Raw genomic sequence first — 14130 nt, forward strand, 5'->3', positions numbered from 1 at the left:
GTTTAAAGAACAAAGGCTGAGAACAAGAAAAATATTCCAAACAATAAGACCATCACAAAAAGAGATAATAATAATAGCAATATATACTTGAGTATTGTAATGGCTCTTCTTTGCCCATAGAAGTTACGCATGGATTTATAGATATAAAAAAATCCGGCTAACGTAAAGCTACCTCCTATCCAATCATGCTCTGAGTGTATGATAGCAGTTAGTATACTATTCAACCAAAGACCGACCAAGATGATGATAAATAATGCACAATACAGATGAATGGAATAGATGACATGGTTTACATAGAAGAACTGTTTGTGTTTGACATAGAGCAACAATAAAAGAAGCCCGAATAGGGGCAATGAAATAAATAGCATTTGTGGAAAGAAATGAATGAATTTGTTGGTCACGGCTTTTAAAATAGCTGATCCATCTCCTTTATATTTTTCATTCAGGTGAATATCCTGTCGCTTAATTGCCCTTTTTAGGAATCCATCCCGATTAGATTCCTGTAAAGAAGCTTGAATGGAATCATACTCCATTACAGTTTTCAATTCTCTATGCGACTTGTCATTATCCAATGATACCAATGTAAATCCACCCCTTGCTAAAGACTTAACGCTATCCACTAAAGAACTGTCTCTTTTTAACATAACCATATCAGCTTCTACTTTTCTGAGTCTTTCTTTCAACTTATCAGTAGCGATACCAATCGTATCATTTGTAATCTTTTTTTCCAAACGAGCTTTTTCATCTTGAAGATCTTCCATTACTTCTTGAACTGTATCTCTTTTCTCTTTAATCTCAATAGCCTCTTCTTTCTGATAAAAACTAAAGAAGATCAAAAAGAAAAAAGCTGAGGTAAACACATACATACGGATGGGGTGCAAATAGTCGGCTCTTCTACCTCTCAGGTATTCATGAGATAAAAATCCAGGTCTAAAGAGCAGGTATTTTAAAGTGCTAAAGAACTTACCATCAAAATGAATGATATCATATACGAAATGGGTTACCAAATGCCAAAAACTGTCTTTAGGCTCTATATTTTCCTGTCCGCAGTAATGACAAAAGCGCCCATGCAGAGCTGCCCCACAATTCAGACAAATTTTTTCTTTCCTTTCAGGTAAATGTGACACTTGTTAACGTTTGACTAAAAATACAGAACTAATCCATTGCAGCAAGTGGCTAAGAGGCGATGTTTCTTGAATGTTGAAAAATGAACAGCAGGTTTTAAGTAATTTTACTGCCATGATCATAAGACTTCAGCTCATCAGCTATTTATTCCTAGCTTTGAATGCCAATGCCCAATATTATTTCAATGATATCATTTCCATCAAACAGGGTAATGATCAATATCGGTTATTCAGGGCTCAAAAAATCGCTTCTGTAAAAGCTGTTTCATATGAACCGGATAACAGTATTACCGAGGGGTTTGCTGTAACACAAGAGATGAGTCGTGATGGTAAAAAAGTAACCATTACTACCACCAGTAACAACCAAACAGGGACTACTGTCAATACTTATGATATGGGGATATTAAAAAGAACCCAATCGAATAATAAGAATATTAGCAATAAAACGGATTATAGTTACGACGCACAAGGGCGTATCAGTAAGGTTCATTTATCTACAGTGGATACGTTTATGAATAGCACCATTTCCGAAATTCATGAATGGTCGTATGATGAATTTGGAGTCCCTGCTACCATGCTAAGGATCAAAAACGGTGTTGATACCACGCTTGTTCAGTTTGTAAAAGATGACCAACAAAATATTGGAGAAGAGATATGGCGGAAAAATGGTCGAATTGTGGAACGCTACTATTACTACTATAACAATAACAAACAACTCACAGATATTGTACGTTATAATAGCAAGGCAAAAAAATTAATGCCTGACTTTGTTTATGAATACAATACTTCGAACCAGTTAAGTCAAATGACCCAATTTTCTTTAGGTAGCAATAATTATTTTGTCTGGAAATATAAATACAATGATAAAGGATTGAAAATTGAAGAAGTTTGTAGTGATAAAAGCAAACTTCAAATCGGCAGAATTGAGTATCAATACTTCGGTTTATAATCCTTCAAAAGTTAATCTAGATATTTTTTCTTTTTTTCTTCTTTGAACTCCATTTGTTCTATCAATGATTCCGGACTGGGGTTATTGGTGACAGATACTGCAATTTGAAATAGAACAAAACAAAGGACGATAGACATCAGCAACTCTCCCCATGTAATCCAATATCCCCAGAATGTATAAACAGCACCCTTCTCAGGCGTTCCGGTTTCATAAATAACAGTGAGAGACTGTCCTTCCGTGATGTTTCTGAAAACATAATGAGGATTAACAGCATATTCTTTGGTTCCTGTATTGAAGACGGCTTTGAGAACAGGTTTACTACTAGAGCTATCCAATTGCTGAACGATTTGTGCCGGTACTTTCACCCCATCAAAATAATCAGGCTGCCGTGTGAACAGCAAATAACAGCAGAAGCAAACAAGGTAAAGAATAAAAACGCCTTTGTACATAGTCAATGAAAGGTGAAAAGTGAAAGGTGAAAAGTGAAAAGATGCTTTTAAAACCCTTTCACTTTTCACCTTTCACCTTTCACCAATAATTAATTAGATAGACTTCTAAAATCCACCGGCACCAACTTACTTACGCCCGGTTCTTGCATGGTAACACCATAGATCACGTCTACTGCACCCATTGTTTGTTTGTTGTGGGTTACGATGATGAACTGAGAGTTATCACTGAACTTCTTGATCATCTGCGTAAACTTACCCACGTTGGCATCATCCAATGGCGCGTCCACCTCATCCAAAATACAGAATGGCGCTGGTTTAATAAGGTAGATTGAGAACAATAATGCAGTTGCTGTCAAAGTTTTCTCCCCACCACTCAATTGTGTAATAGAGGATGGGCGTTTCCCTTTAGGCTTCGCAATGATTTCAATACCCGTTTCCGCAAGATTGGTTGGATCTACCAGTACCATGTCAGCAGTATCTTCTTCGGTAAATAAAGCCTTGAATACTTTTTGGAAGTTTTCACGAACCTGATTGAAGGTATCCAGGAACTGTTGATTGGCAGTGGCTTCTACTTCTTGAATGGTTTGCAATAAACTTTCTTTTGCAGAAACCAGGTCATTCTTCTGTTCCAGAATGAACTCATAACGCTTTTTCATTTCCATGAAGGCTTCGATAGCGGTTGGGTTAACTTCTCCCATATTCTCCAAACGCTTTTTCATTCTGTCGCTCGTAGCCTGCAATTCTTCCAGCGTAGTATCTGTTGTTCTTGCCTGATCTAAGATTTCATCCAATTCTACTTTAAATTCTACACTCAATCTTTCCTTCATTCCGGCAAGCTGCAATTTCAATTCATTGAGCTTATCCTTGATCTCAGTAACGAGGTGATCGATCATTTCTTTGCTCTTCACTTTCAAACGCAATTCACTCTCTTTTTCCTGCAAGGCGTTTCTGAGGTTATAGTATGCCTGATCAGCTTCATTCAATTTCTTCTCCTCTTCTTCTTTTTTACGCATCAACTCCAACAGCAATTCTTCAGAGCCGATCAATGCTTTCTCACCCTCTTCAATATTACCACTTGCTTCAGATAACTGAGTGGTATTGCTTTCAATTTGTTGATGCAATTCACTCAACTGATTTTCCTTGAATACTAACTCTTGTTTTAATGTAGTGATCTTACTTTGCTGACGTGTTAGTTGCAGGTTGATTTCATTGTACTGAACAGATGCAAAATTGTATTCCTGTTCCGCCAATTGATAGTCCTGCTCTACCATTTTCATTTGTTCTCCCGTCTGTAACAATTGATCATTCAAAGCATGAAGTTGTTCACGGGTTGCAGCGATGGCATCTTGCTCATCCTGCAAACGAGCATCTAAATCGGCTAGACGTTGAACCGCATTTTGCTGGGCTGCCTGCAGGTTTTCAATTCTATTTCTGGTAGCAAATACCTGATTGGTCAGTTGATTGATCTCATTTTCAGTTTGCTTGATGGCATTTTCCTTCAACTGCTCATTGAATGCGATCACTTCGTTATGCTTGGCCTGGATATCCGCTTTCAATAAACTCACTACTGATTCCTGGTCTTGAATTTCTTCTGCCAGCTTCTCCAGATTCTTGGCGCGACCAATTTTCTTTCCTTCAAACAATCCGACACTTCCGCCGGTAAGGGTGTATTTCCCTTTTACATATTTACCGGTTTTCTCTAATACCACTGCACCGTTACTATTGGTAATGGCTTCATCGTTTTCGGCGATATAGACATTTCCCAGAAGATATTCAGCCAGTTTACGGTATTGATCATCTACCTCAATCACTTCCATCGCACGGATGGTATGGGCAGGTTGATGTGTTTCTACACGCAGGTCATTAAACTTATCCAGCATGAAGAAATTCGCTTTCCCCTTGTTGTTGCTATCCAGTAGATGAACAGCCTGCAATCCTTCTTCCAGATTATTAACTACATAATAGTTCAGGTAGGGCTCCAACACATTCTCTACCGCAGTTCGGTATTCTTCTTTTACATAAATGATATCGGACAGAATCGGTGCAGTATGATTCCAATTGGGATTTTTGTGGAGGAATTTGATACTCTCCGGATAACCTTCCATCGAGTCAATCAAACTCTTCAATAAGTTATATTCGTTGCGCTTGGCATCCAGTTTTCGGTTTTCTTCTGCCAGTTCATTGCGTAATACTTCCAGCTGTGCTTGTGTTTCGAATATGTTTTCACGGGTACGCTCATGCTGTTCCTGTAACTGCTGTAAATCAATTCTACGAGCCTCTAAACTCTCTTCTTTTTCTACCAGTTCTTTTTGTAGTTGCTCTAATTGCATCTCACGGCTTTGCTTCTCTTCTGTGAGCTGCGCTTGGGCACGCTGCAGGTTCTGGATGGAAGTATCTGCAACTGCTACTTTTTTCTCTGCATCAAATTGATTACGCTGAATTTGCTGGTATTGATTGCGAAGTGCATCTACCCCACTTCTGCGTTCATCGAATAAGCGACGTTTGTCTTCTATATCTAATTTAGCCGTTTCAACACGGTCTTGTAATTCACTCAGTTTGGTTTCTTCTTCACCCACCTGCATTTGGGTATATTCAATCGAGTCGCCGATGGTTTTTAGTTGTCCGGATGCTTTTTCCAGAAAATCTTTTAAACTGGTTTCTTTCTCTTTGAGGTAATGCAGTTTCTGGGTCGCAAGGTTTCTTTCGTTCTCTTTGCTACGCAGATTTTGTAAGAGGTCATTGAATTCATGCTGCATGCTCTGTAAGGCTCTCTCTTTTTCAATAAAGCCTACTTTCTCCTGTTCAATCGCCGCTTCTTCAACAGCGATCTCTGCATCCAGCTGTACTTTTTTATTGATCTCCAGTTCTTGTTGTTCATTCAGCTCTTTGTAAGTGATATTGAATCCTTCCAAAGCAGCTTTCGCCAATTCAACAGAAACTTCTTTGTATTCTTTTTTGATCTCGTAGTACTTCTCCGCTTTTTTTGCCTGGTTCTCGAGGGTTTTTAATTGGTTGTTGATTTCAAACAACAGGTCTTCGATACGTGCCAGATCCTGTTCGGTGGCATCCAGTTTATTTTTGGCTTCTTTCTTACGCGTTTTATAAATGGTGATACCGGCTGCTTGTTCCAGCATCCTTCTTCTGCTATTCTCTTTGTCTTTGATGATATCATCCACCATTCCCAATTCGATGATGGCATAACTGTCTGTACTGACACCGGTATCCAAAAACAGATTATGGATATCTTTTAAACGACAGGTTACATCATTGAGGCGATATTCACTTTCACCATTTTTATAAAAACGACGTGTTACAGTAACGGTACTAAACTCTGTGGGAAGTAAATTTTTTGTGTTTTCGAAAGTGAGACTTACTTCTGCTAAACCGCTTGGACTTCTGGTCTTACTTCCATTGAAAACCAATGCTTCCAGGTTCTCACTTCTTAATGCCGATATTTTTTGTTCACCTATTACCCAACGAATACTATCGATGATATTACTCTTGCCGCAACCGTTGGGTCCGATGATGCCGGTAATACCTTCATCAAAACTAACCACCGTTTTATCAGCAAAACTTTTGAACCCTTTGATTTCTAATGATTTTAATCTCACGTTTCCTCAATTTAGTACCTGCGAACATACGCGAAAAGAGGAAGAATTTTAGGAAAGATTATACCCCTGTGTATAAGACGTGGAGAAAAAGAATAAGGAAAAAAAATAATTTCACTAATATCTTTAAAATTAACTGATAATCACTTAATTAAGTAATATTATATCGAGTAAAAAATCACCATTTTCGATACCAAATTCTTCCATTTTGCCGCGCTATATTTGTTGGATAAGCCTACCCTTTGAAAAGGATCATTTTTACGGTTACCAACGACTTGAATTACGACCAGCGAATGCAAAGGATCGCCGGCAGTTTATCAGCACAGGGATATTCGATTTTATTGGTAGGAAGAAAAAAAGCTACGTCCACTGTTTTACGCACCCAAGCTTTTCAACAAAAGAGACTGTTCTGCTTTTTTGAAAAAGGGTTTTTGTTTTATGCAGAATATAATATTCGACTCTTTCTCTTTTTGCTTATTACAAAAGCTGATATCGTTTGCGCGATTGATTTGGATACCATTCTTCCCTGCTATTACTCCTCTCTTCTGAAAAATCAAAAACGGGTGTATGATGCCCATGAAATTTTTACAGAACAAGCCGAAATCATTCATAGACCTTGGGTACAAAAATTCTGGTTAAGAATCGAAGCTTTTGCGGTTCCGAGATTTAGAATGGGGTATACGGTTAATCAATTCATTGCAGACTACTTCAAAGAAAAATATGGCGTTACTTATGCAGTCATCAGAAACCTACCTGTATTGTATCCATTGGAAAATTATGCTGCTGAAAGCTATATTCTTTACCAAGGAGCCGTGAATCAAGGACGTTGTTTTGAAACCTTAATTCCAGCCATGCAATTCGTTAACGCCCCCTTATGGATTTGTGGAGAAGGTAGTTTTTTTGAGCAAACAAAGCAATTGATCCAACAATACAAACTTGAAGACAAAGTGCTGCTAAAAGGTATGGTAGCACCGGATCAACTCGTTCATATCACCCAGAAAGCGGCGATCGGTTTAACCCTGTTCAGTCTCGAAGGACTCAATCAATACCAATCCCTCGGCAACCGTTTTTTTGATTATATGATGGCAGGCATTCCTCAGCTTTGTGTCAACTATCCGGAATACCAAAAGATCAATGCCTCGCATGGGTTTGCCCATATGATGGATGAGCCCGATAGTATTTCTATTGCCCGTGAATTGAACAAAATGCTGAGCGACCGTGTTTTATACCAGGAATTACAACAAAATGCAATAAAAGCACGTTCTGTGCTGAACTGGGAAAAGGAGGAATTGAAACTGAGGGCGTTTTATAATCAATTGTAAATGGACAAGCATCTGCACATCATTTCTTTTACGGTGCCTTACCCAGTGAATCAGGGAGGGGTGTATGATGTGTTTTATAAATTACAGGCCCTACAAGAACAAGGCGTTCGCATTCATCTGCATTGTTTTGATTATGGCAGGGGCGAACAACCGGAGCTCAATCAATTTTGCGAATCAGTTCATTACTATCAACGGCATACAGGACATAAAGGCATTTCCACTGCCCTACCCTACATTGTTGCCTCCAGAAAAAATGAGGATTTGAATGAACATTTGTTGCAGGATAATCATCCCATTTTTATGGAGGGCGTGCATTGCACCTACCCAATTGTCGATGAACGTTTTCATCAACGTAAACTTTTTGTGCGATTGCACAATGTAGAATACCGTTATTACAACGACCTGTACAAAAATGCATCTACCGCTTTCCGGAAATTATATTTCAAAAGAGAAAGCATCATGCTGAAAAGCTATGAACGCAAGATTGCACAGCGAGCTACTTTTTGGGGAATGACAGAAGCTGATGATGATGTGTATCGAAAAGAGTTTGGTTGTAACAACATCGAACAACTTCCTTTGTATGTGCCTCCTCATTGGCAAGTGACAGAAAAAAATGGTAACGGCAGCTTTTGCTTGTACCATGGCGATTTAAGTATCGATGCAAATGAAAAAGCGGCTACTTGGTTATTGGAAAAAGTATTCGATAAAGTAGAAATCCCTTTTGTAATCGCCGGACAAAATCCATCTAAAAAATTAGAAGAACTGGCACATAGTAAGGGGCATACTTGTTTAGTAGCCAATCCATCAGAAAGAGAGATGCAGGATATGATTGCAAAAGCGCAAATCAATATCCTTCCCTCCTATACCCATACAGGTATCAAGATCAAATTGGTGAATGCTATTTTCAATGGAAGACATTGTCTCGTTAATCATGCCACAGCCAATAATTCCGGTCTAGAATCCACCTGCCATGTAGCAGAAACCGCTGAAGCATTCGCGAATAAAATAGAGGATCTATTCTTTACCCCTTTCACCCCCGCAGAAACCACACACAGAAGATCACTCACAGACACCCTCTTCAACAACCAAAGAAACGCCAAGAAGCAAGTAGGTTGGATTTGGGGAGAGTAGGAATGATGAATAAGAAATAAGAAATGTGAAAAAGTAGTAAACCAAGCACCTAGTACCCGATTACCTGATCACCTGATGCCCCAATCACCCGCCCCCTAACTCTCTACCGCCGCACTATCCAACACCCTACCTTTCTCTGTTTTCAATATGCGTGAAGGATATCGATTGATAACGATGAAGTCGTGGGTAGCCATGATGACTGCAGTACCATAATCGCGGGCGATCTGGATCAATAGCTGCATGATTTCATCACTGGTTTCAGGATCGAGGTTTCCGGTAGGTTCATCTGCTAAAATCAGTTTGGGGGAATTGAGTAATGCACGTGCAATATCTACACGTTGTTGCTCTCCACCACTCATTTCAAAAGGCATTTTGAAGCCTTTACTTTTCAATCCCACTTTATCGAGAACATCATTGATCTTTTCTTCAATCAATCGCTCATCCTGCCATCCGGTAGCTTTCAAAACAAAGCGAAGATTTTCATGTACGTTGCGATCTGTCAATAGTTGGAAGTCTTGGAACACTACGCCCAGATTACGACGCAGGAAAGGAACTTTTTTCCAATCCATATCGCGAAGATTAAATCCCACCACTGAGGCACTTCCTTCGGTAAGGGGCAATTCTCCATAAAGGGTTTTGAGCAAGCTACTTTTGCCGGTACCGGTTTTTCCTACCAGATACACAAACTCCCCTTTATTGACAGAAAAATTGACATCTTCCAAAATCAGGTTATTTCCTTGATAGATTTTGGCGTTGCGTATGGAGACTACTGTTTCAGACATGTTGCTAAATTAGTTTTCCTTGTGATGATGATAATCCTTCCTTCAAAAATAAGGATCATGAGATTGTTAACCTGTTAATATTCGTAAACAATTTCTCCTTCTGTCGTATGCAAATGAAGCGATGATACAGCTGCTGCTTCCATTCTTCCTACAATCTTAGCTTCAATACCCAAAGCACTTGCCAAATCAATCATAGATTGGGCTGATGCTTGAGGTGTAAATACTTCCAGACGATGCCCCATATTAAATACCTGATACATTTCTCGCATATCTGCACCGGAATTCTCACGAATCAAATTAAAGATCGGTGGAATTTCAAACAACCAGTCTTTCACAACCTTGAATGAACCCGGTAGGTATTTCATGCATTTGGTTTGTCCACCCCCACTGCAATGAATCATTCCATGAATGGCATCAAAATGATGATCCAATAATTGCTTCACCAATGGGGCATAGGTTCTGGTTGGACTCAACAACAATTTCCCAATTTCTAATTCTCCAAAACCTGCTACAGCCAAGCGTTCCGTCATCTTATTCTTTCCGATATACACTACTGCATCAGAAAGCTGAGGTTCAAAAGTTTCCGGATACTGAGAGGCATAATATTTTTCCAATACATCATGTCTGGCACTGGTAAGTCCATTACTGCCTAGACCGCTGTTGTACTCAGATTCATAAACGGCCTTCCCCGCACTTCCGAAGCCTACAATGACATCCCCTGCAGTAATTTTTTCATTGGTGATCAGTTTATTTTTTGGCCAGCGACTGGTCATCGTTCCGTTGACTGCAATGGTTCGAACCACATCTCCTACATCCGCTGTTTCTCCACCCAGGTAATGGATATTCACTCCATATTGTTTCAACTGATCAAAAAAAGTTTGTGTACCATTGATCACCGCCTGCAACACTTCACCCGGAATCCTGAGTTTATTACGATCGATGGTGGAGGAAAACAAAATATTATCAGTAACACCTACACAAAGCAAGTCATCAATATTCATGGCCACCGCATCTTTGGCTATTCCTTCCCAAACAGACAGATCCCCTGTTTCTTTCCAATACAGGTAGGCCAGAATACTTTTGGTACCTGCCCCATCAGCATGCATGATATTAACCCAATTGTTGTCTCCACACAGGAAATCGGGATAGATTTTACAGAAAGCATGTGCATATAACCCCTGATCCAATTTTTGAATGGCCGCATGCACTTCCTCTTTTTGAGCAGAAACACCACGTTGAGCGTAGAGAGACATGTATTGTGAGATTTAAGATTCCGGCAAAGGTAAGTAATGGATGGCAGATGGGTGATCGGGCGATCGGGTGATCGGGTGATCGGGTGATCGGGTGATCGGGTGATCGGGTGATCGGGTGATCGGGTGATCGGGTGATCGGGTGATCGGGTGATAAGACAAACCGGACGACGATATGCCTTATTGTATTCGTAAATAACTTTTTTTCAAACCCGATATCCTGATCACCCGATACCCCGATCACCCGATATCCAAATTACTCACACATTAGCACTCACATCTGCTGCAGTAATTTCTTTTCCTGATAAGATCACCAATCTCTCTACCACATTTCTTAATTCGCGGATATTGCCTGTCCAGTTGTGGTTTTTGAGGATGTCCAAGGCTTTTTTATCAATTCCTTTTTTGGCTTGTCCGTATTCTGCTGCAATGTCATCTAAAAATTTATCGACCAAGGATGGGATATCGTCTCTTCTTTCATTCAGTGATGGCACATGAATAAGAATGACTCCTAAACGATGATAGAGATCTAGACGGAAGTTTTTTTCTTCTACTTCTTTTAAAAGGTCTTTGTTGGTAGCAGCAACGACACGAACGTCTACTGAAATTTCTTTATCACCACCTACCCTGGTGATCTTGCCTTCCTGCAAAGCCCTTAATACTTTGGCTTGTGCACTCAGACTCATATCACCAATTTCATCTAAAAATAAAGTGCCTCCACTCGCCTGTTCAAATTTCCCGATACGTTGTTTGATGGCGGATGTAAAAGAACCTTTTTCATGACCAAACAATTCACTTTCAATCAACTCACCCGGAATAGCGGCACAGTTTACTTCTACCAAGGGTCCGGTTGAACGATTGCTTTTTTCATGTAGCCATCTCGCCACCAATTCCTTACCACTTCCATTTCCACCGGTCACCAAAACACGTGCATCTGTGGGTGCTACTTTGTCGATGGTTTCTTTGATACGCTGGATGGCTTCGCTTTCACCAATGATCTCCTGCACTTTAGATACTTTACGTTTGAGTACTTTGGTTTCCTGTACCAAAGTGGTTTTATCCATGGCATTGCGAATGGTAATGAGAAGGCGATTGAGATCCGGAGGTTTTGAAATATAATCGAATGCTCCTTTCTTAACGGCATCCACAGCTGTTTCGATATTACCATGTCCACTGATCATGATCACGGGTGTATCTGTTCCTGCTTCCATTACTTTTTGCAAGAATTCGATACCATCCAGTTTGGGCATTTTGATATCACACAACACCACATCAAAAGAACCTGCCTGGAATTTCTTCAATCCTTCTTCTCCGTCAGCAGCTTCTTCTACTTTAAAACCCTCATTGGAAAGAATATCTTTTAAGACGTTGCGAATGGCTCTTTCATCATCAATGATCAATATGGTTGGCATAGCACTGTTTTTTACTAAGTTAATGAATCGGTTTCAGCGTAGTCCAAAATTCATGCCGAAGGTAAAATTTCTTGGAGCAGCTGCATTATAATATCGTCTTCCTACCGCATTGATATCATTGCCCAAACTATATACTTGATTCAACCCATTATCCATACTCAAGAATACTTCAAATCTGTTTTTCCGGTATCCTGTTCGACCTTGTAATAATTGATAGGGTTTAGCACGTGCATCATTGGCATCATTCAAAGAAACAGCAGCCGTTGCATTGATCGATGTATTAATATACCATCCTCCTACTGTTTCCAAATGCACACCTGTAACCCATGTATAACGGGGTACTCCTGTTAAAGGGTTCCTATCAAATACATTATTCCCTTGTCGGTAGTTTTCAAAGCGATAAGGCTGGTAACTGAATGAAGAGGTAAGGTATACATTTTTGATTCCCTTTGTTTTTCCTGAAATTAGTTTTGCTTTCAACATCGCTTCTAAGCCTTGTTGTATCGTACTCCCTGCATTTACAAAATATTCAGCACCACTTGCACTATTTCTACGAACAATAGCATTGTTCAAACGAAATCGATACCATGAAACATCAAATTGAAGTTGATCATGGAATAGATACCCTTTCCATCCGATTTCAAAATTCCATCCTGTCTCCGCATTCAGGTCGCCATAAAAATTACCGTCTGATGGACGAAATTCTGCCAAAGTAGGTGCTGAAAAACCTTTAGCGGCAAGGGCATACCAGGTGATCATTGGTGTCATTTGATATGACAATGCTATACGAGGTGTTATGACTGATCGGATTTTTTTTGTGAGATAACCCATATTTACTGAATCCAATCTTTTATAACGATACGATTGTTCATTAGAACTAATTCCTGCTTGAATCATCCATTTATCAGATAACTGATATTGTAATTGTGTAAAGACAAACCATTGTGACGCATGTACACGATCACTGTATTGCAGCGTATCTTTCACACCTCTCCTATTCCCAAAATTATCAATGGACGCAAACTGGTATTGCCATTCTATGCCGGTATTCCATTGTAACTGATGTACATCATTACCCCACTTGTATTGCCATTGTGTACCTGCACCCGCATTGTCTTCTGTACGCTCTTCAAAATTGGTAATGAAAGGATTTTTAAAGTCAGTGACACTCAACACAGCAAAAGATCTTATGCTGTTATTATTATTCAGGATCAATTGATGATGTACTCCATTATAAAAGGTTTTATTATAGATGGCGGTTTTTTGTTGCACAGCACCCGGTAATACTGCTGTCGGTTGTCGTGCCTGTTTAGGGTTCTGATTGAATTGAGCTTCCGTAATACTGCCAGGTGTTTGGTAATAAAGGTTGGTATAAAAACTAAGAAAGCGCCATTGCTGACGATCTGTTCTGGTAATACCCTGCCATTTAAAACCATCTCTTCGCATAGCAGATTGTTCGCGGTAACCATCAGATTGCAAATGCACTTGTTGTAAACTACTGGTGAATTTAGAAGATTGATATGACCAGCCGGATTGTTGTTGTAATAATCCATAAGAACCGCCTGCAATCCCCCCATAAATACGGTGTTCTTTCTGTTCTGAAAAGTGCAGTCCGGACTGTAATAGAACCGCGCCTCCTGTACCTGCCCCATATGCTGCTGCAACAGTGCCTTTCAATATTTCTGCACTATGGATCTGTGAAATATCTATTAAATTGAAGTAAGTATTTCCTCCGGCATCTGTTAATGGCAAGTCATCAAAATACACTTTAATATTTCTTACCCCAAATGGTGATCGCAATAAACTTCCCCTAATAGATAACCGATAACTACCCGGAGATCTTTCTTCCATACGTATTCCGGGCTGACTATTCATGGCAGGTAGTAGGGTTGTTGTTGGACTGTTTCGTATGGTTGATGATCTTATCAATGCAACAGAACCGGGAATAGCTTGCCATTTGGCTCTTCCATAAAAAGCGGTGACCGCTACATTACTAAATGCTGATGTATCAATCTCTGCCTCTTGTGCATTTGTATAAAAAGGCTGGTTAGTATTCCATAAAAAAGCGATCACCCAAATTACCCAATACCTCATCTTTTAATA

10 protein-coding genes are annotated in these 14130 nt (G+C 39.7%); 3 read left to right on the plus strand and 7 right to left on the minus strand.

Annotated features, from left to right (window positions below):
* Positions 1-2 precede the first annotated feature (2 nt).
* Positions 3-1127, minus strand: coding sequence for a DUF3667 domain-containing protein (locus ACTIEV_RS01185; protein ID WP_322194787.1), 1125 nt, complete (start codon positions 1125-1127; stop codon positions 3-5).
* 112 nt (positions 1128-1239) lie between these two features.
* On the opposite strand from ACTIEV_RS01185, the gene ACTIEV_RS01190 reads away from it, so the two are divergent.
* The gene (locus ACTIEV_RS01190; protein ID WP_322194785.1) at positions 1240-2073 is read left to right on the plus strand and encodes a hypothetical protein; all 834 of its coding nucleotides are present in this window, start codon (positions 1240-1242) and stop codon (positions 2071-2073) included.
* Positions 2074-2084: 11 nt separating this feature from the next.
* Here ACTIEV_RS01190 and ACTIEV_RS01195 read toward each other — a convergent pair whose 3' ends face one another.
* Both ACTIEV_RS01195 and smc read right to left on the minus strand, forming a co-directional pair.
* Entirely contained in the window at positions 2085-2522 is a 438-nt protein-coding gene (locus ACTIEV_RS01195) for a hypothetical protein (RefSeq protein WP_322194783.1), read from the minus strand.
* Between the two features lie 89 nt (positions 2523-2611).
* Positions 2612-6133, minus strand: a complete 3522-nt coding sequence (smc, locus tag ACTIEV_RS01200; protein WP_250685893.1) for a chromosome segregation protein SMC — start codon at positions 6131-6133, stop codon at positions 2612-2614.
* A 239-nt stretch (positions 6134-6372) separates the two neighbouring features.
* Here smc and ACTIEV_RS01205 point away from each other — a divergent pair, with 239 nt between their 5' ends.
* Complete coding sequence (locus ACTIEV_RS01205; protein WP_322194781.1) at positions 6373-7452, plus strand: glycosyltransferase; 1080 nt, start codon at positions 6373-6375, stop codon at positions 7450-7452.
* Complete coding sequence (locus tag ACTIEV_RS01210) at positions 7453-8583, plus strand: glycosyltransferase family 4 protein (RefSeq protein ID WP_322194779.1); 1131 nt, start codon at positions 7453-7455, stop codon at positions 8581-8583.
* Between the two features lie 95 nt (positions 8584-8678).
* Here the strand turns inward: ACTIEV_RS01210 and ACTIEV_RS01215 are convergent, their stop codons facing one another.
* The 4 genes from ACTIEV_RS01215 to ACTIEV_RS01230 form a co-directional block, all read right to left on the minus strand.
* Complete coding sequence (locus ACTIEV_RS01215) at positions 8679-9365, minus strand: cell division ATP-binding protein FtsE (protein WP_322194777.1); 687 nt, start codon at positions 9363-9365, stop codon at positions 8679-8681.
* Positions 9366-9439: 74 nt separating this feature from the next.
* Positions 9440-10618 (minus strand): AIR synthase related protein, encoded by a 1179-nt coding sequence (locus ACTIEV_RS01220; protein WP_322194775.1) that lies wholly within the window; start codon positions 10616-10618, stop codon positions 9440-9442.
* Positions 10619-10875: 257 nt separating this feature from the next.
* Positions 10876-12027: a sigma-54-dependent transcriptional regulator gene (locus tag ACTIEV_RS01225; RefSeq protein WP_439515896.1), complete on the minus strand. Its 1152-nt coding sequence runs from the start codon at positions 12025-12027 to the stop codon at positions 10876-10878.
* Positions 12028-12060: 33 nt separating this feature from the next.
* Positions 12061-14121, minus strand: a complete 2061-nt coding sequence (locus tag ACTIEV_RS01230) for a TonB-dependent receptor (RefSeq protein WP_439515897.1) — start codon at positions 14119-14121, stop codon at positions 12061-12063.
* Between the last annotated feature and the right edge of the window lie 9 nt (positions 14122-14130).

It is taken from the genome of Sediminibacterium sp., from assembly GCF_051861365.1.
Classification (GTDB): domain Bacteria; phylum Bacteroidota; class Bacteroidia; order Chitinophagales; family Chitinophagaceae; genus Sediminibacterium.